Source organism: Aequorivita vladivostokensis, from assembly GCF_000952855.1.
In the GTDB taxonomy this organism is placed as follows: Bacteria; Bacteroidota; Bacteroidia; order Flavobacteriales; family Flavobacteriaceae; genus Aequorivita; species Aequorivita vladivostokensis.
In genome coordinates, this window is the sequence record NZ_JSVU01000005.1 from 107,994 (window position 1) to 126,637 (window position 18,644).

Sequence of the window (18,644 nt, forward strand, 5' to 3'; positions counted from 1 at the left end):
TCTTTCCCATGAATTCTTCCACCACCCAAAAAATTGATATACAAAAAGCTTCAACTTCCAGAATTGGCGAAGTTGATTTTAACAACCTCACTTTCGGCAGCACCTTTAGCGACCATATGTTTGAATGTGATTATAAGGATGGGGAATGGCAAAACCCTACCATTAAGCCATATGGGCCACTGACTATTTCACCGGCAGCTAAGGTTTTTCACTATGGGCAGGCAGTTTTTGAGGGAATGAAAGCTTTTAAGGATGAAGCTGGCAAAGTTTGGCTTTTTAGACCTGAGGAAAATTTTAAAAGAATCAATAAGTCGTCAACACGAATGGCGATTCCGGAATTTCCCAAAGACCTCTTCTTTGAGGCATTGACAACTCTCGTGAAAATGGACAAGGACTGGGTAAGGCAAGGCCTTGGAAATTCATTGTATATCCGTCCTTTTGTGATGGCCACCCAAGAGGGCGTTTCGGCATCGCCTTCCACCGAATATAAGTTTATGATCTTAATGTCGCCCGCGCAGGCGTACTATACAGGTGATGTTAAGGTAGTGATTGCCGAACATTACAGCCGTTCTGCCAATGGCGGTGTGGGTGCCGCAAAGGCAGCCGGAAATTACGGGGCGCAGTTTTTCCCGACAAATTTGGCACGCGAAAAAGGATTTCAACAGGTTATTTGGACCGATGCCAGCAAGCACGAATATTTGGAGGAAGCTGGAACCATGAATGTATTTTTCCGTGTGAACGATACGCTTTTAACAGCACCGGTGAGCGATCGGATCCTTGATGGTGTTACGCGAAAAAGTGTGATAGCTCTGGCAAAACGAGATAACTTAGCAGTGGAAGAAAGACCGGTCTTAGTTTCGGAAATTGTGGAAGCTGCTAAAAATGGAAGCTTAAAGGAAATTTTTGGCGCGGGAACGGCAGCGGTTATCAGTCCCGTGAGTGCCTTTAGCTATAAAGAAACGGTTTACGATCTAGAGAAACAGGAAGATGGCTATGCCGCCCGGTTTAAAAAGGAATTGATGGACATACAGTATAACCGTAGCGAAGACCCATTTGGGTGGAGATATGAGGTTTTGTAAAAACGAAACTTAAATTCTAAATCTTAAAATTCCAAATTCCAAAAACTTAGCTCTTTGAAATTTGGAATTTTTTATTTGGTGCTTCTTTGGTTTTTGTGATTTGGAATTTTGAATTTTTTATTTGGTGCTTCTTTGGTTTTTGTGATTTGGAATTTGGAACTTTTTATTTGGTACTTCTTTGGTTTTTGCGATTTGGAATTTCGAATTTTACTTTTCAAGGATTTCCCCAATATTCGGTTTAAAATAATTGGGACCTTTTAAAACCTTGCCGTCCTCGCGGTAAATAGGTTTTCCGTTTTCCCCCAATTTGCTCATATTGCTGCGCTGTATTTCGTTAAAAACCTCTTCAATTTTATGCTGCAGACCGTGCTCTATAATAGTTCCGCAAAGAATATATAGCATATCGCCCAGGGCGTCCGCAACTTCAACCAAATCATTATTGTTGGCAGCTTCCAGATATTCCTCGTTTTCCTCGCGCATCAATTCGTAGCGCAACAGGTTTTTCTTTATTCCGAGATCGGCGGTCGGGGTTTCGTTCATTTCCAAACCAAATGCCTTGTGAAATTCGGAAACTGCGGCTATTTTATTCTTCATATAATGATTTTAAGGTTGTAAATTTGCCCAGTAAAACTACAAATTTATGTTTACTACCGGCCAATTGGTTTTTTCTGTTTTATTTTTTATTGCCTTCGTGATCATCATGTTCTATAGTTATCGGGGCGATAAGAAACATCATAAAAAACAGTACAAGGGCAGTCTTTGGGTCTTGGTGGGGTTTTTGGTTTTTATTGCAATTTTATTGTTTTTAAAAGGGTATTTAAAAGGTTAATTCTTCATAAAAAAAGCTCTTCGAAAGTTACGAAGAGCCTTTTTTATGAAGCAACTTTTAGAGCTTAATTCACCGCAGGCAAATTGCTATAGTTTTCAGAATAAAACTTCATCTGCTCTGCAAACGTCTTTGGCTGTTCTATGGTGAAACCTTCAATCTCGCCGTTAGCGTCCATTTTTGGAACAAGCACGGGATTTACAAATCCGCTGTAAGGTGCAGAAGTGAATTGCTTATTGCGCTCCAAAATTTCCTCGTGAAGTTTTTGGTCCACCTTTACGCCGTAAGTTTCAACTAAATTTTCCACGGCGGCATAATCCCCCTCACTTTTGATGCGCTGTGTTTCGCGAAGCAATTGCCCGAAAAGGTCGTGCAGTTTGTCATAATCATTGATGTTGAAATAGGTTTTTCCGTCCCGGGTAATTTTTTCGATTACGTTATCAGCCTTTCCTTTCTCATAAACCCAAGCAGATACCCACTGGCGGTTACGCATGTGTGCTTCTTCTACATCATCGCCTAAATTTAAGCGGATCAACTGCGTCATTAAACCATTGCGAATGTAACCGTCATACGCTGCCATTCCTACTTTTTTCCAGTCGTCAACCAAGCCGAGCTCCTGTAATTTTGGATTGTACAAATAGTAAAGGCCCACCAAATCAGCACGTCCTTCTTCCAAAGTAGAGGCATAGTTTTTCAAGGTTTCCTTGGTTTCGCCAACGCCAGGATTTAATTGTCCCGAGGCATGGCCTATTACCTCGTGAAGCGCGGTGTGGAGTTTATCGGCTTTCTGCCCGTATTTTTCTTCCAGCTCCAATTCTTCCTCATCGTTTACAAATTCTTTCAATCTGCCAGTACTTCCGGCGTTGTTATAGGCTTCGATAATATTTCCGAGGGAAACAGACTTACTGCCCACTTCGGCACGGATCCAGTTTGCGTTTGGAAGGTTTACCCCAATTGGCGTACTCGGGGAAGCATCACCTGCCTCACCCGCAACATTTACCACTTTATAGGTTACACCAACCACATTTTTCTTTTTGTGCTCGTCCATCAATGGCGAATTATCCTCAAACCACTGTGCGTTTTCAGAAAGTACGGCCATTTTTTCAGACATATCAAAATCCTTTATTTGAACGATGGTTTCATACGAACCTCTGTAGCCCAACGGATCGTTATAAACCTCTATAAAGCTGTTTATATAGTCTATGTTTCCTTCGGTGGCGGCGGTCCAAGCTACGTTATAGTCATCCCAGGTTTGAAGATCTCCCGTTTTGTAATATTCAATCAAAAGGCCGATGGCATCGCCTTGAGCCTTGTTTTCGGCTACTCCCCGTGCCTTTTCAAGCCAACCAATAATTTTGTCAATCGCCGGGCCGTAAAGTCCGCCCGATTTGTAAACCAATTCCTTGAGTTCACCATTTTCCTTCACCAGTTTTGAATTCAAACCGAAAGACAATGGTTTGTTAGGATTCGGAGATTTCTTTTTCGCATAGAAACTCTCCACATCCTTATTGGTTACGTTTGGCCCATAAAAGTTTACAGCGCTTTCCGCAACATTATCCACACCTTTTGCCTGGTTTACTTTTTTGGAATCCTTATCATTAAAGATTACTTCAAACGCCTCGCCTTCCAAAGTTGTGTTTGTGTCGGTTAAAAGTTGCTTTAAGTATTCCGAAGAAAATTCAGGCTTCAATTTGTCATTTGAATAATGGTGGTGAATACCGTTGCTGAACCAAACCCTTTTTAAATAGGTTTCAAAATTCTTCCAATCTTCGATTGTTTTATCGCCTTTATAGTTTTCATACACATTTTCCAGCGCCTTTCTGATGGTTAGGTTATGGCGGTAGTTTTGGTCCCACATAATATCCCGTCCTTCCAAACCGGCCTGGGTAAGGTAATAGACTAATTTTTGTTCCTTTAGGGTAAGCTGGTCCCAACCCGGGATTTGGTAACGCAATATCTTTACGTCGCCGAAAGATTCCACATTATAGTCAAACTCGGTGGATTCGACAGTTTCCAATTGGGCCACATCTTTTTCCGGCTGGTTGTCCTTGCACGAAAAAAAGAGCAAACCGCTCATTGCCATCGCAATAAAAAAGGTCTTCTTCATTTTAAAAAATTTTAGATTTCCGCAAATGTACTAAAATATTGTTCGTGATAGCCAAGGGGCTAAATTCTACAGATTCCAAAGCCTTCCCTTTTCAGAAGCGTCAATGAATTTTCACTATCTTAGCAACACCAATCAACACCCCACGACCAAATGAAAATTTTAAAATACTTATTTTTTCTTCTTCTCATTATTATTATAGGCAGTGCCATCTACTTTGGAACCAAGGAAGGAAGCTATGATATTCAGGATACCATGGTAATCAATGCGCCGCCGGAAGTGGTTTTCAATAAGGTAAACGATTACAAAAGCTGGGAAGAATGGGGACCGTGGAAAAAAGAGGATTCCACAATAACCTTCACCTATGCCGAAAAAACTGTGGGCGAAGGAGCGTCCTATTCCTGGGAGGGCGAAATGAGCGGCTCTATGACCACGACAAAAGTGATTCCGAACAAAGAAATAGAACAAGATCTTACACTGAGTACTCCCGGTGGGGAAAGACATCCAAAAGTATATTGGAAATTTGAGGAAGTGGACGGCGGAACCAAGGTGACGTGGGGAATGAAGGGCGAGCACACATTAATTGACAAGGCCTATTATTCGCTCAGCGGAATGGACTTTGATGCCGAAATGCACAAGATGAACAAAGCAGGTTTGGAAGGAATTGCTGAAGAAGTAGCCGAAGATATGAAGCAGTATTCCATAAATGTGGATGGCGTTACCCAATACGGAGGCGGCTATTATATGTACACAACATCGGTTGCGAAAATGGGCGAATTGGGTGAAAAAATGGAGCCGATGATGGATGTGGTCATGGATTTTATAAAAAACAACAATCTGAATATGGCAGGCAAGCCTTTTGCTCTTTACAATGAAATAAACAGCGCCAACAATACCGTTATTTTCTCAACCGGCGTTCCCGTAAAGGAAAGAGTGATTACCCCAGAGGGCAGCCCCGTAGTTTGCGGTTTTATGGAACCCGTTTCAGCGGTGAAGATTTCTTTGAAAGGAAATTATAAACACTTACCGGAAGCATACACCAAAGGCAGACAATATATGGAGAAGAATGACCTTCAAGCAGACCCCAATGGAAAAATGTTTGAGGTTTACGTAACAGACCCCGAAGAAACGCCCAATCCGGCAAACTGGTTGACCGAGATTTACATCCCAATAATTACCGCCCCCGAACCTGTTCAAGAAGGTATTTAAAATGAAATAGCACGCACTAATTTGCAGAGAGAAATTGCAATAAAAAAATATGCTCCCTTTAGCCACGAAAAAACAATTTTTATAGAAAAATGAAACAATTGGCACTGGTTTTTTTAGGCGGTGGCTTGGGAAGCGTGCTGCGGTATTTCTTTTCAAAGTTTTTGAACAATCCCGAAACCGGCATTCCGTTTGGAACCTTTGCGGCAAATATTCTGGGAAGTTTGCTGATTGGAATAATTTTGGGCCTGGCCTTGAAAAACGAAACCCTTTCCCAAAACACGGTCCTGTTTTTGGCCACGGGCTTTTGCGGCGGGTTTACCACCTTTTCAACCTTTGCCTATGAAAACCATCTCTTTTTAAAAAGCGGCGACTTTATGTCTTTTGCCTTTTATACCATTGCCAGCTTTGTAGTGGGTTTCGCAATGGTTTTTTTCGGAATGTGGCTGGTGAAGTATTTTTAATGCTTCCCAAAATCTTTCACTCCGGCTTCAATTCGAATTAAAAGGTCGTTCTCCTTCGGCGGAATGGGGCACGAAAAACGAGGGCTGTACGCACAGTAAGGATTGTACGTCTTGTTGAAATCTATAATGATGGTATCGCCTTCCGGAATGCGCTGGTCCAAAAACCTGCCGCCGCCGTAGGAACCGTCGCCGCTGGTTAAATCGGTAAAGGGCAAAAATAGATAATCTTCGTAGCCAGGTTCATCGTACGGTTGGGTGCTTTTAAAAAGATTCAATACAAAATCCTTTCCTTCCAAAGAGAAATGGGCTTCGCCATACTTTACATATTCGGGCCTGCGGGAAGTGGTTGTGGGCATCAGAAACGGTTTTTCATCTGGGGTACGCACAAATTTTGCCTTCACAATATATTTTTCATCAATAGGATAAAATTCCAATCCTTTAAAGTTTTTGAAATCCTCGGGCTCCAAAATGGTAGTTTCAGGGTTGCTGAATTCTTCGTTCAGTTCCAGCTGAGCCGCCCTGCTTTCGGAAACTGTGGCCCCATTCTGGGCACCAGCCCCGAGACAGCACAGTAAAAAGAGAATTGTAATTGGATACTTCATAATTTGTTTTCAGTAAAAGTAGAAAACAATTTTAAACTTCATAAATATTTCTATTTTTGGGCAAATAAAAATTTTATGAAATTTCAAGTTTTACTCTTCACTTTTTTTATTTGTTTTGGCACACAATTTTTAGTTGCACAACATATTAGACTCGATAAAAAAGAAATGGCTTTTTTGGCATCTCAGGAAAAAATAAACGTTGTCTTTACTTACCACGACCTTCATTTCAATGCCGATAATTTTACCGAAGCAGAATTTTTGGATTATATAAAGAAAAAAATAGAAGGGAAATTAAACACTGAAGAAGCCTTGGATTGGGAACAAGAGCATCTTGCCGCCAAAGATTCTGTATATCCAAGGATATTCGTTGCTTCACTAAATAACCGCATCAAAAATTATGACCATCCCGTTGAATTTGTTTGGAATGATCCATCAATAAAATACACAATGAAAGTGCAAACAGATTGGATGTATTTTGGATATGATGCTGGAATAGCAAAACAGCCAGCCAAAGCAAATCTTAAAATCTATTTTTTTGAAACCTCAAATCCGGAAAGCATTATTTCGCAAATTGACGTTGAAAGAGCCGAAGGTTTTGATGTTGTCGGAAGTTTATCTTTTTATAAAACTGGCACAACCACCTCTTTTGGCCCCTCGGGTAATTGGCTGGAAGAGTTTATGAAAGCCAAACAAGATTACCCAAAACCAAGCCTTATAAGAATGGGAAATATGTATGATAAAGCCGCTGCTAGGTTCGGGATGACTTTAAAAAGAGTTTTGGATTAAAATAAAAAAATAATTTGCCAAAAAATATTTTTCACTACATTTGAAAATCAATTCCATTAAAAATGACAAATAGAACATACACCTGCCGCAAAAACCAGGTCATTTCACACCAGAAGTGCCGGCGATGTATGTATTGACTATATAACAATAGGTTTATACTATATAAAAACGTCCCGGCCAAAACCGGGACGTTTTACTTTTATGATACCAACCAAAGATGAAAAAAATTTATTCCAATTATTTAGCAAACTTTCGGGGACTCTCCCGGGAGATTTGGCTATTGTCCTTGGTTACGTTCATTAACCGCGCGGGGGCAATGGTAATTCCGTTTCTATCCTTATATCTCATAAATGTTGAAGGGTTCGATCTGCCACAAGTGGGCTGGATTATGTCGTGCTTTGGGCTGGGCTCCTTGGTGGGCACCTATATTGGCGGTAGATTAACAGATTCTATCGGGTTTTATAAAACACTTCTTTCCAGTCTCTTTTTGGGTGGGGTGGGGTTTATCCTGCTTCAATATATCAATACATTTTACGGATTCTGCATAGGTATATTTTTATTGACTTTGATGGCAGATGCAGGACGGCCCGCCATTTTTGTAGCAGCAGACGCATACTCTAAGCCCGGAAATATAACCCGGGGCATAGCACTGATTCGCTTGGCAATAAATCTTGGATTTTCAATAGGGCCGTTAGTTGGAGGATTGATTATCGCCCACATCAACTATACGGCACTCTTCTGGATTGATGGGCTTACCTGCATGCTTGCTTCCTTCGGCGTATTTCTACTTTTGAAACCGAAAAAACTAAAAAGTACTGACGAAAAACCCATTATTGTAAAAGAGGGCCGACCTCCTTATTTCAATAAATATTTTCTGGTTTTTTTCTTTATCATGATTGCCTACAGCTTAGCGTTTGTCCAGTATTTTTCGGTAATGCCAGTGTTTTATGAAAAGGTGCATTTCCTCACGGAAGACGTTATTGGGTGGCTATTATTTATAAATGGTGCCACGATTGTAATCTTTGAAATGCCGCTGATTGCCTGGCTCGACCGAAAGAAAATTTCAAAAACGATGGCCACCTTTTGGGGAATCTTCTTTTTAGGGTTGAGTTTTCTGGTACTAAATATGACCGATTGGGCAGGAATTTTGGTAGTCGCCATGCTATTGATGACACTTGGCGAAATGATCGGGTTTCCATTCTCAAACGCGCTTGCATTGGAAATGTCGCCCAAAGGAAGAAAGGGAAGTTATATGGCGCTATACAGTATGAGCTTCAGCTTTGCGCACTTGATTGGGCACAATGGCGGGATGAATTTGGTAGATAATTTTGGTTATTTTAATACTTGGATATTTTTCTCGGCCTTTCTGCTGTTGATAGCCGGATTAACCATTTGGCTCTACTTTTTACTGAAAAAATCGCAAACGGGAAATATTTAAATTGCCTTATACTTGGGGTTTCTTTTTGGCGCGACGCTGTTTACGCGAAACAATAACCGCATCCAAACACGAAATCATCAGGCCGATCCCCGCAAATAAACATATCAATCTAACTACTGTCGCTCCCGGAAATTCCAGGCCTGTAAACCCCAAAAGCGCCGAAAGAATAGTAACTACTAAAAAATGGAAAGTATAATTTTTCATAATATTTTAAATTGGAAAGAATCTTGAACGAAGATACCATACGGGCGGCACAAGAATTCTTAAAATGAATCCAATTATAACATATTTAACACTGCATAGTTATTTCAATGGCTTTATTTCATTGTTTTTAACCACGTGCGAAAGGACAATCTGTGTTTTGGTTTCGCCATACACTATCAGTTGGTCTATAAATGCTTCCAAATGTTTTTGGTTTTTTAGTACTACTTCCATTACAATATTCTCATTGCCGGTAATTCGGTAACAATTTAACACCTCATCATAGGTTTTTACAATTTCAAGGAAGGGTTTTAATTTCCCCATAAAGGCGCGCAATGTGATTATGGCCTTAAACTGATAACCCGCCTCAAAAGGTGAAACGACCGTATAATAGCCATTGATGATTCCAGAGTCCTCCATTTTTTTTATCCGTTCCGAAACTGCCGGTGAACTTATACCGACCTTTCTTCCTATTTCGGTATTGGGTTGCCGTGCATTTTTTTGAAGACAATTGAGTATTTTCCAATTTAAAGAATCGATGCTCATGTTAAAGTTATTTTTTAAATTTAAATAATAATTAAAGCAAATATAAAGTTTTACTTTAATATCGATTGTACAAAGTGAGGCGTAGTAAGTAAATTTGGTTCACTCTAAAAAAATAGTTAAGTACAACAATGGCACCGCAAGCTTTCAGAAATAATTCGCACTCTGCAATTTATAATAAAGCCCTTGAGATTTTCTCTCTTTCAAGAAATATTGCTACCTATATTGGTCACGATTTGGCACACTTACAAAGAAACGGGCAGGAGGATCCAGGTATTTATTTTACAGGAGATATTGTGCAACAATCCATATCCTTGGGCCCTCAAATTTTGAAAGCAGAAAGCGGGGAATTTTCAGAAGAAAAACACAAATATGCTGCTTCAGTGATGCGGCTTTCCAATCTGCTTTATAAAAATTGTGAACGTCTGGAAAGAGTGAATAGCAATGGAAAGGATTTTCTACCCTTGTTGCGAAAAGAATTAAAAAGATTTAGAAAGCTCCAACACACCTGGAGGCTGACACTTTAGCCCATAGTTTTAGTCATTGCATCATTTTCATTTCGTATTTTCGTGGAACAGCTTTGCAATAAATATGTTTGAAGACGACGATAATCCCGATCCCCGCGAAAGGTTTGAACGGACCAAAAAATTGCCCATATATAAGAAGGCCGAGGAAATTTCGGAATTGGTCCGGCATTTGGTAAAATCTGTTGAAAAAACCGATTTAAAATTCAAGCGAAAGGGTGAAAAGCAGCTACTGAACCACAGCCTTGCCTACTTAATGGAAAATTCCTTGATAATCCCCGCCAAGATTATGGGTGCCGAGGTCGTGGAACAATACGATCTTAAAATGGAAAATGCCGCCATAATTAGAAAAGCGGCGCGAGAGCTTGTTACCGACACTCATGGAATAGAGATGACAGGCTTTAAGGATACTGAGTATCTGGACCTACTGCGAAAGGAAGTGGATGAATTGCGCATTCTCTTTGCTGAATGGGTAAAAACGTTCGATCCCTGGGATTATATTATTGACCGCTGGGGGCTGTTCAATCCGCCCGGCATAAATTATGACGACCACGATCCCGATGACGACATTCCTTTTGACCCAAATAATTTCCCCGAAGAGTTTTTTGACGATGACTTCGAGGAAGACAGTTTTGACGAAGATATGGATGACGAAGAGGATTAGCCCGAAAACGTTATCGAATTAACCGCGGGTCAAAATCCAAAGTTCCTTTCTTAATAATCTTTATATTCCCGATATCTTTGTGATGTGGGTTTATCAAAATATTATGCTCCATTTCCAAAATGGCCGATGGCACGCGGAGCGCCAAGCTCTCGTGCCGCTTGAGCCAAGAGGACCCCAACATCTGCACTTTTTTTGCGGCTTCTTCAGAGCTCCATTTCGGTTTAATGAAATCCAAGGATTGAATTGGTTTTATAAATTTATCTGAAATTTCCACTTCCAGAAAAGAATAGCCCACGGGCAATTTTGCAAATTCAACGTGTACGATAATTTCCAACAAGCTCAAGGAAAGATTCTGGGAAAAATAGACTACGGGATCACCGATCAAGTTCCACCTACCACCATATACTCTGGCGCCCTCGCCAGAAAGATCGTCAATATATTCGGTTTTGGAAATTCTAAAAATTCGCACAATTAAGAAGGAATACCGTGGGCAATGCGGCCAAGTACATTTTTTACATATTGAATTCCAAACCTTGTGTCGAGAAAGTCTAAGGGTTGCTGCCCTTTAAAAATATAGGGTCTGGAATGGAGCCAGTTTCTAAAATCTTCGAGTGTTTCAAAAACGACTATACCTTCTGAGACCATTTCGGCTATCTCAAAAAGCTGTTCGGAAGCCGAAACCCCCAAGAGGTCATCATCTGCCTTGCGCTGTAATGTGCGGTGCGAAATGTGCAGCAAATCACTAAGCCGATCCATGGAGATACCCAATACCTCGCATATAGAATAAACCACACTCTTGGGCAGACCCTTCCGGGTAACGGTAATAAGGTCAATATCACTATTTACGGCCTGGCCCACCTGCCCCACGCCTCCTAAAACGCCGACTATTCTGTCAAAAGGGTTGTCGAGCAAATAGAAAACCTCTGGTTCTTTCACCAAATTTACATCGGAAGGGTTTTGGTACTTTTTCATAATCACGACATTTGACGCAAAGATATGTATTTTTGTCGTGTTTAAAAAACTTTTCGCTACATATTTCGTCTATATTGTCCTCCTACTTCAAATAAGGACTCCGTAATCTGGCCCAAAGAGCAAACTTTAGTGGCTTCCATTAACTGTTCAAACATATTTTCGTTATGAATGGCGGCCGATTTCACTTTTTCAATTTTCTCATTTGCAATATCGGCATACATCTTATGAAGATTTTTCAATGTTTCAATCTGAACCTGCTTCTCTTCCTCGGTTGCACGAATCACTTCCGCAGGAAGCACGGTTGGCGAACCTTTGCTGCTTAAGAACGTATTCACCCCAATTATTGGGAAGTCGCCATTGTGCTTCAAAGTTTCATAATACAGGCTTTCCTCCTGAATCTTACTGCGCTGGTACATAGTTTCCATAGCGCCCAAAACGCCCCCGCGTTCCGTAATACTATCAAATTCCTTTAGAACAGCCTCTTCAACCAAATCTGTAAGTTCTTCAATAATGAAAGATCCTTGTATTGGGTTCTCGTTCTTGGCCAACCCGAGCTCCTTGTTAATGATAAGTTGAATTGCCATTGCACGGCGAACGCTCTCCTCGGTGGGGGTTGTAATCGCTTCGTCATACGCATTTGTATGAAGGGAATTACAATTGTCATAAATGGCATATAAAGCCTGAAGGGTAGTCCGAATATCGTTGAAATCAATTTCCTGCGCGTGGAGCGAGCGCCCGGAAGTTTGAATGTGATATTTCAACATTTGTGCACGCGGGTTTGCGCCATATTTTTCCTTTAAGGCCTTTGCCCAAATTTTTCGTGCCACCCGGCCAATTACGGCATATTCCGGATCAATTCCGTTGCTGAAAAAGAATGAGAGGTTCGGGCCAAATTCATTGATGTCCATTCCTCTGCTCAAATAATATTCCACGTAGGTAAAACCGTTAGCGAGGGTAAATGCCAATTGGGTTATGGGGTTTGCGCCAGCCTCTGCAATGTGATAGCCGCTAATGGATACCGAGTAAAAATTTCGAACTTTTTTCTCGATAAAATATTCCTGCACATCGCCCATAAGCCGCAGTGCAAACTCGGTGGAAAAAATACAGGTATTCTGGGCCTGGTCTTCCTTTAAAATATCTGCCTGGACCGTACCGCGAACCTGTTGTAAGGTTTCGTATTTAATCTTGTTATAGACTTCAGTATCCAAAACTTGATCGCCGGTAACCCCGAGTAGCATGAGGCCCAAGCCATTATTGCCTTCGGGTAACTGGCCATGGTATTTAGGGCGGGCAATATTCTTTTTCTTATAAATAGCTGAAATTTTCCTTTCTACTTCTTCCTCCAAACCATTTTCTGAAATGTACTTCTCACAATTCTGGTCAATGGCCGCATTCATAAAAAAGCCCAGAAGCATTGGTGCGGGCCCATTGATAGTCATACTAACCGAAGTCATTGGATGGCTTAAATCGAACCCGGAGTAAAGCTTTTTGGCATCGTCCAAACAGCAGATGGAAACCCCCGCGTTACCTATTTTACCATAGATATCGGGGCGAAGATCTGGATCATTTCCATATAAAGTTACACTATCAAATGCCGTGGAGAGCCTTTTGGCCGGCAGCCCCATACTCACATAATGGAAACGACGGTTGGTACGCTCCGGTCCACCCTCGCCGGCAAACATGCGGGCTGGATCCTCCCCCGTTCTCTTAAAGGGATAAAGTCCGGAAGTGTATGGAAATTCGCCCGGCACATTTTCCTGAAGGGTCCATTTTAGAATATCGCCCCAAGCCTGATATTTTGGCAGGGCAACTTTTGGAATCTGTGTGTGCGAAAGTGATTCGGTATGGGTCTTTATATTTATTTCCTTGTCGCGGACCTTAAAACTATAGATTGGATTTTTGTACTTATTTACTTTTTCGTCCCAACCTGTTATTATTTCCCAATTGTAGGGATCTAAATTTAATTTTTCACGATCAAATTCAGCGAGCAACAGTTTTAATAGGTCTTTATTTTTTTCTGAATTGACAATGGTTTCCGAAACAATTCCCGCCTTGTCCAATTCAGGTTTTTTTCCTGAAATAGTTTCAATAGTTTTAAAAATTCCATAAAGTCTTTGGGCAACTTCGGCCTGTTCCGAAGCCTTTTTATCGTACGCCCTATTATTTTCTGAAATTTCCGAAAGATATCGTGTGCGTGAGGGAGGAATCACAAACACTTTTTCGTCCATTTCCTCCGTAATCTTAAAATCACTTTTTAAATCTGTATCGGTTTTTTCGGCAAGTTGCTGCATTACGGCCTTGTAGAGCTTGTTCATTCCCGGATCGTTAAATTGGGACGCAATGGTGCCATAGACCGGGAGATCATCTTGTGAGGCATCCCACAATTGGTGGTTGCGTACGTACTGTTTTTTAACATCACGCAGGGCATCCAGCGAACCGCGTTTATCAAATTTGTTTATTGCGACCAAATCGGCAAAATCGAGCATATCAATCTTTTCAAGTTGGGTGGCCGCACCAAATTCCGGCGTCATAACATATAAGGAAACATCACTGTGCTCAATAATTTCAGTATCACTCTGTCCAATTCCCGAAGTTTCCAGAATAATAAGATCATACTCTGCAGCTTTTAGAACCTGAATGGCCTCGGTTACATATTTGGAAAGCGCAAGATTGCTTTGGCGTGTTGCCAAACTGCGCATATAAACCCGTGGGGAATTGATGGCATTCATTCGAATTCGATCTCCCAACAAGGCCCCGCCAGTTTTTCTTTTAGAAGGATCCACGGAAATTATTCCGATAGTTTTCTCCGGAAAATCAATTAAGAATCTTCGCACCAATTCATCGACGAGTGAAGATTTTCCAGCACCTCCGGTGCCGGTAATCCCTAAAACCGGAGTAGTTGCATTTTTATTTTTTACATGAATTTTGTCAAGTGTTTCCTTTGCAACCTCGGGAAAGTTTTCGGCCGCGGAAATTATTCTCGCAATTGCGCCAAATTCCTTCTTCTCCATATTTTTGAGCTCTCCATTCAATTTATCGCCTATGGGAAAATCAGATTGTTCTACCAAATCGTTTATCATTCCCTGTAATCCCATCTTACGGCCGTCATCTGGGGCGTAGATGCGTGTAATTCCATAATCCATCAATTCTCTTATCTCTGACGGCAGGATAACTCCGCCGCCGCCGCCAAAAATTTTTATATGTCCCGCGCCTTTCTCCTGCAAAAGATCATACATATATTTAAAGTACTCGTTATGCCCTCCTTGATAGGAAGTCAAGGCTATTGCATTGGCATCTTCCTGAATTGCAGTATTCACTACTTCTTCAACGCTTCTATCGTGTCCTAAATGAATTACCTCAACCCCTGTAGATTGGATAATTCGGCGCATAATATTGATGGCGGCATCGTGGCCGTCAAAAAGTGATGCCGCGGTAACTATTCTAACTTTAAATTTTGGTTTATAGGGCGTTATAGGTTCCATTTTTTTTAATTCCTTAAATGTGAAGTGCAAATTTAGTTAAAACACAGCGAACATAACGCATTACGCTACTATTCATGATATAAAAAAAATAAGAAACAGATTGCATTCCTTCAATATTTTTGTATATTGCATCATCAATATTAAACAATTAAAAACTTAACATTATGAAAAAAATTTACTTTTTGGCACTTGCAATTGGTGCTTTTAGTTTTTCGTCATCCTATGCTCAGATCGATCAGACTGATGACCTAGAAAGTTATTCTCTTGGCCCTATTTCGGCTCAATCACCATTATGGAAAACTTGGTCTGGTGATGAAGGTGGACCAGAGGACGGTATAGTAACAGTAGAACAGGCAAGCTCAGGCACACAATCCTTAAAAATTGATGAAGTTGGCGCGCCAGCTGGTAAGGATCAATTATACATTTTTGATAGTCAGCCAGATTCTGGTATCTACACTGTTCAATTCAGCTACTACGTTCCATCTGGCAACGAAGGATATTTCAACATTCAGGGAACAATCAACCCAGGAGATCAATCTCCCGGTTCATTTTTGAGTCCTGATCTATATTTCAATCCTGACAATATGACTCCTGGACAAGGCCAAACTGGTGATGCATCATTTGTTTGGACATTTCCACACGATGCCTGGTTCACAGTGAGAATGGTTTTTGATATGGATGCTCAAACTTTCGAAATGTGGGTTGATGGAACTGAAGCGATTCCCGCAGGAACTTTCTTTAATGACTTAACCGTTCCTTATTTAGGAGGTATTGATTTTTATGCTCCTAGTGAATTCTCCACCTATTATGTTGATGATATTGTAACTGCTTTTGGTTTATTAGGTGTTGATGACATCAGCGAAACTGCATTTAGTGTTTATCCAAACCCAGTAAAAGATGTATTGAACATTAGTTCAAAGAATGCCGTTGACAATGTAACAATTTACGATGTTTTGGGCAAAACTGTGCTTACTGTTAATCCTGGAGCTATCTCTCCTAAAGTTGACATGAGCGGTTTATCTTCTGGTGCTTACCTAGTACAGGTAACTATAGGAAATGCCACTAAAACAGTTAAAGTTTTAAAATAAAAGGAATTTAAATTCCTTTTGCTAGAAAAAGCCCTTCATTGTTGAAGGGCTTTTTTATATTTGAAAATATAATTTTATTCCTATGCTATTCAAGAAACTCCTATTATTAAGTTCCCTTTCTCTATTTATTTCTTGTGCCGAACTACAGCAAGTGGTAAACACCTTGCCCACAGAAACCGGCATGGGCATGGATCCAAGTACAATAGCCAGCGGGTTGCGACAGGCTCTTGATATGGGGATTGAGAAACAGGTTACCAAACTTACCCAAAAGGATGGATTTTATAAAAATCAATTAGTAAAAATAATGTTACCTGAAGAACTTCGAAAAGTGGATCAAGGACTAAGAGATATAGGTCTGGGAAGTTTAGCCGACGAAGGCATAAAGGCCTTAAACCGAGCTGCTGAAGATGCGGTGAAAGAAGCAACTCCCATCTTTGTCACGGCAGTCAAACAGATAACTTTCACCGACGCTAAGAATATTCTATTGGGTCCCGACAATGCCGCTACAAATTATTTGGAACAACGTACAAACAGAGCACTTTATGCAAAATTCAACCCCGTAATTGAGCGATCATTTTCAAAAGTGGGAGCAGATCAAATTTGGGCTAATATAATCACCAAATACAATTCCATTCCATTTGTTACACGAGTTAATCCCGACCTAACAGATTACGTTACTACAGAAGCCTTGCAGGGAGTATATAAAATGATAAGTGTTGAAGAAAAAGATATTCGAAATAACATTTCAGCTAGAACCACAACTTTACTCCGGCAGGTCTTTGCGCTGCAGGATTAAACCATTATTTATGAAACCATTAACCTCTCGTTAATATGACCTTACAAGTTGCTGGGTTATCTTTGTAACTGTAAATAAATAGTTATGTTTAATTGGTTTAGAAAAAAATCCCGGATAGAACAATTAAAGGAAAGGTACCGATTCTTAATGCGTAAATCTTTCGAATTATCATCAAAGGATCCAGAGAAAAGTGCTCGAGCCCACCAACAAGCTGATAAACTTTTTCAGGAAATCAATTATTTATCCTACAGACAGGCCGATAAGTAGCATGCCTAATGTAAGCTCTTAAAATAGTCAAAGGCTTTCATCAATCGGGATCCGTACCAGCTAAAAAACTCTCCATCTACTAGTTTCACTTCTCTATTCAATTTCTTAGTCATCTCTACCACATCCACATTCTTGAATGGATACGGCTCCGTGGAAAGTAAGATTATATCCGCTTTAAGAAAATCTTCTTGTTTAACTTCCGGATAGCGTCCGGCATTTACTGAGAAAATATTCGAATACTTATTTTCCTTCAACAGGGAATCAATAAAGGTTCCACGACCAGCCGCCATATAAGGCTTTTTCCATATTATATAAAGCACCCTCTTTTCAGAATACCCTTTGATATAATTCCTGAATAAAGCCAATTCCGAATCAATTTTAGAGACAATTTCTGAGGCTTTTGAAACGACATCAAATATCTGTCCCAATTGTTCAATCATCCTGTTATTATCGGTAATTGTAACTATATCACTAATCCAAACGGGCGCTATCCTGCTAAGTTCGCCTACCAGTTCTTCAGTATTCTCCTCCTTGTTGCAGATTACAATATCGGGGCGCAGGGCTTTTATTTTATTGAAATTGACCTGTTTCGTTCCACCTACAACCGTCTTTTCACTCTTAAGATCGGAAGGATGAACACAGAATTTGGTAATACCCACTATTTTTTCACGCAAGCCAAGATCAACCAACAATTCAGTTTGTGAAGGCACCAATGAAATAACTCGTGATGGAGTTTTAGGAAGAGTTACGGTTCTATTTAATTGATCAATGAATTCCATCGAGAATGGCTTTCATTTCCAGCTGCATATTTTCAGCTTCCCTTGCTGCAGCTTCGGCAAAATCGGCATCTTTTGAAGCATAAATTATTCCACGTGAAGAGTTTACGAGCAAACCAACATCCTCAGTCAACCCATATTTACAGACTTCCTGTAAGCTGCCGCCCTGTGCCCCTACACCGGGAACCAATAAAAAATTATTCGGAATAATTTTACGAATATCAGCAAAATACTCCGCCTTGGTAGCACCAACCACATACATTAAGTTTTCGCTATTCTTCCAATCTTTCGAAGTTTTCAATACCTGCTTGTAAATTTCTTCGCCGTCCACTTTTTTGGTCTGAAAATCAAAAGCGCCTTCATTGGAAGTTAAGGCTAAAAGAATTGTGTGCTTATTCTCAAAAGCAAGAAAAGGCTCCACCGAATCCTTGCCCATATAAGGCGCAACGGTTAGCGAATCAAATCCCAAATCCTCAAAAAAAGCCTTTGCGTAGCGGCTAGATGTATTACCAATGTCTCCACGCTTAGCATCGGCAATGGTAAAAATTTCAGGATAGTTTACGTTCAAATAATTGATGGTTTTCTCCAGCGATTTCCAACCTTTCAACCCGTAGGCTTCATAAAAGGCAGTATTCGGTTTATAGGCAACTGCGTACTGGTGCGTGGCGTCAATAATCGCTCTATTGAAGGAAAAAATAGGATCTTCCTCTTTTAGCAGAAATTCAGGAATTTTCTCCAGTTCCACATCAAGACCAACGCAAAGAAAGGATTGCTTCCTTTTTATTTCTGAGATTAAATTTTCTGTTGTCATATTTCCCTCTGCCTA

Annotated in this window: 21 protein-coding genes; 11 read left to right on the plus strand and 10 right to left on the minus strand. The window is 40.5% G+C overall.

Translation table 11 applies throughout. The annotated features are described in order from the left end of the window. Positions 1-8: 8 nt before the first annotated feature. Positions 9-1,079 carry a branched-chain amino acid aminotransferase gene (locus MB09_RS09370; RefSeq protein ID WP_045080636.1) on the plus strand — a complete coding sequence of 357 codons (1,071 nt, stop codon included), beginning with the start codon at positions 9-11 and terminating at the stop codon, positions 1,077-1,079. A 207-nt stretch (positions 1,080-1,286) separates the two neighbouring features. Here the strand turns inward: MB09_RS09370 and MB09_RS09375 are convergent, their stop codons facing one another. After that, positions 1,287-1,673, minus strand: a complete 387-nt coding sequence (locus tag MB09_RS09375; protein ID WP_045080637.1) for a pyrophosphohydrolase domain-containing protein — start codon at positions 1,671-1,673, stop codon at positions 1,287-1,289. Between the two features lie 46 nt (positions 1,674-1,719). Here MB09_RS09375 and MB09_RS09380 point away from each other — a divergent pair, with 46 nt between their 5' ends. Further along, complete coding sequence (locus tag MB09_RS09380; protein ID WP_045080638.1) at positions 1,720-1,908, plus strand: hypothetical protein; 189 nt, start codon at positions 1,720-1,722, stop codon at positions 1,906-1,908. Between the two features lie 64 nt (positions 1,909-1,972). Here the strand turns inward: MB09_RS09380 and MB09_RS09385 are convergent, their stop codons facing one another. Next, positions 1,973-4,012 carry a dipeptidyl-peptidase 3 family protein gene (locus MB09_RS09385; RefSeq protein WP_045080639.1) on the minus strand — a complete coding sequence of 680 codons (2,040 nt, stop codon included), beginning with the start codon at positions 4,010-4,012 and terminating at the stop codon, positions 1,973-1,975. Between the two features lie 150 nt (positions 4,013-4,162). On the opposite strand from MB09_RS09385, the gene MB09_RS09390 reads away from it, so the two are divergent. Both MB09_RS09390 and crcB read left to right on the plus strand, forming a co-directional pair. Then, positions 4,163-5,218 (plus strand): SRPBCC family protein, encoded by a 1,056-nt coding sequence (locus tag MB09_RS09390; protein WP_045080640.1) that lies wholly within the window; start codon positions 4,163-4,165, stop codon positions 5,216-5,218. Positions 5,219-5,307: 89 nt separating this feature from the next. Next, positions 5,308-5,679 carry a fluoride efflux transporter CrcB gene (crcB, locus tag MB09_RS09395; RefSeq protein ID WP_045080641.1) on the plus strand — a complete coding sequence of 124 codons (372 nt, stop codon included), beginning with the start codon at positions 5,308-5,310 and terminating at the stop codon, positions 5,677-5,679. Here crcB and MB09_RS09400 read toward each other — a convergent pair. Continuing rightward, positions 5,676-6,281: a DUF1684 domain-containing protein gene (locus MB09_RS09400; protein ID WP_045080642.1), complete on the minus strand. Its 606-nt coding sequence runs from the start codon at positions 6,279-6,281 to the stop codon at positions 5,676-5,678. The genes crcB and MB09_RS09400 overlap by 4 nt on opposite strands. A gap of 75 nt (positions 6,282-6,356) precedes the next feature. On the opposite strand from MB09_RS09400, the gene MB09_RS09405 reads away from it, so the two are divergent. Both MB09_RS09405 and MB09_RS09410 read left to right on the plus strand, forming a co-directional pair. Then, positions 6,357-7,067, plus strand: coding sequence for a hypothetical protein (locus tag MB09_RS09405; protein WP_131459881.1), 711 nt, complete (start codon positions 6,357-6,359; stop codon positions 7,065-7,067). A gap of 217 nt (positions 7,068-7,284) precedes the next feature. Beyond that, positions 7,285-8,505 (plus strand): MFS transporter, encoded by a 1,221-nt coding sequence (locus MB09_RS09410; protein WP_045080644.1) that lies wholly within the window; start codon positions 7,285-7,287, stop codon positions 8,503-8,505. Positions 8,506-8,511: 6 nt separating this feature from the next. Here MB09_RS09410 and MB09_RS09415 read toward each other — a convergent pair whose 3' ends face one another. Both MB09_RS09415 and MB09_RS09420 read right to left on the minus strand, forming a co-directional pair. Further along, positions 8,512-8,709, minus strand: a complete 198-nt coding sequence (locus MB09_RS09415) for a hypothetical protein (RefSeq protein WP_045080645.1) — start codon at positions 8,707-8,709, stop codon at positions 8,512-8,514. Positions 8,710-8,808: 99 nt separating this feature from the next. After that, a complete protein-coding gene (locus MB09_RS09420; protein WP_045080646.1) occupies positions 8,809-9,252 on the minus strand; it encodes an Lrp/AsnC family transcriptional regulator in 444 nt (147 codons plus the stop codon). Positions 9,253-9,380: 128 nt separating this feature from the next. Here MB09_RS09420 and MB09_RS09425 point away from each other — a divergent pair, with 128 nt between their 5' ends. Both MB09_RS09425 and MB09_RS09430 read left to right on the plus strand, forming a co-directional pair. Next, positions 9,381-9,776, plus strand: a complete 396-nt coding sequence (locus MB09_RS09425) for a hypothetical protein (protein WP_045080647.1) — start codon at positions 9,381-9,383, stop codon at positions 9,774-9,776. A 64-nt stretch (positions 9,777-9,840) separates the two neighbouring features. Beyond that, positions 9,841-10,437, plus strand: a complete 597-nt coding sequence (locus MB09_RS09430) for a hypothetical protein (RefSeq protein ID WP_045080648.1) — start codon at positions 9,841-9,843, stop codon at positions 10,435-10,437. A gap of 10 nt (positions 10,438-10,447) precedes the next feature. Here MB09_RS09430 and MB09_RS09435 read toward each other — a convergent pair whose 3' ends face one another. From MB09_RS09435 to MB09_RS09445, 3 genes are read right to left on the minus strand one after another with little or no spacing between them, the layout of a single operon-like run. Beyond that, on the minus strand, positions 10,448-10,906 hold the full coding sequence (locus MB09_RS09435; RefSeq protein ID WP_045080649.1) for an RES family NAD+ phosphorylase: 459 nt from the start codon (positions 10,904-10,906) through the stop codon (positions 10,448-10,450). Positions 10,907-10,908: 2 nt separating this feature from the next. Continuing rightward, on the minus strand, positions 10,909-11,409 hold the full coding sequence (parS, locus tag MB09_RS09440) for a type II RES/Xre toxin-antitoxin system antitoxin (protein ID WP_045080650.1): 501 nt from the start codon (positions 11,407-11,409) through the stop codon (positions 10,909-10,911). A 56-nt stretch (positions 11,410-11,465) separates the two neighbouring features. Then, entirely contained in the window at positions 11,466-14,891 is a 3,426-nt protein-coding gene (locus tag MB09_RS09445) for a methylmalonyl-CoA mutase family protein (RefSeq protein ID WP_045080651.1), read from the minus strand. A gap of 164 nt (positions 14,892-15,055) precedes the next feature. Between MB09_RS09445 and MB09_RS09450 the strand changes: the two genes are divergently transcribed. The 3 genes from MB09_RS09450 to MB09_RS16615 all read left to right on the plus strand — a co-directional run bounded on the left by MB09_RS09450 (position 15,056) and on the right by MB09_RS16615 (position 17,042). Continuing rightward, positions 15,056-15,979, plus strand: a complete 924-nt coding sequence (locus MB09_RS09450; RefSeq protein ID WP_045080652.1) for a T9SS type A sorting domain-containing protein — start codon at positions 15,056-15,058, stop codon at positions 15,977-15,979. An 82-nt stretch (positions 15,980-16,061) separates the two neighbouring features. Next, positions 16,062-16,775 carry a DUF4197 domain-containing protein gene (locus MB09_RS09455; protein ID WP_045080653.1) on the plus strand — a complete coding sequence of 238 codons (714 nt, stop codon included), beginning with the start codon at positions 16,062-16,064 and terminating at the stop codon, positions 16,773-16,775. Positions 16,776-16,859: 84 nt separating this feature from the next. Beyond that, complete coding sequence (locus MB09_RS16615) at positions 16,860-17,042, plus strand: Lacal_2735 family protein (protein ID WP_045080654.1); 183 nt, start codon at positions 16,860-16,862, stop codon at positions 17,040-17,042. A gap of 5 nt (positions 17,043-17,047) precedes the next feature. Here the strand turns inward: MB09_RS16615 and MB09_RS09465 are convergent, their stop codons facing one another. Together MB09_RS09465 and pyrF are read right to left on the minus strand one after the other, a co-directional pair. Further along, positions 17,048-17,821, minus strand: coding sequence for an ABC transporter substrate-binding protein (locus MB09_RS09465; protein WP_045080655.1), 774 nt, complete (start codon positions 17,819-17,821; stop codon positions 17,048-17,050). Further along, positions 17,808-18,629, minus strand: coding sequence for an orotidine-5'-phosphate decarboxylase (pyrF, locus tag MB09_RS09470; protein WP_045080656.1), 822 nt, complete (start codon positions 18,627-18,629; stop codon positions 17,808-17,810). Before pyrF ends, MB09_RS09465 begins: the two co-directional genes overlap by 14 nt. Between the last annotated feature and the right edge of the window lie 15 nt (positions 18,630-18,644).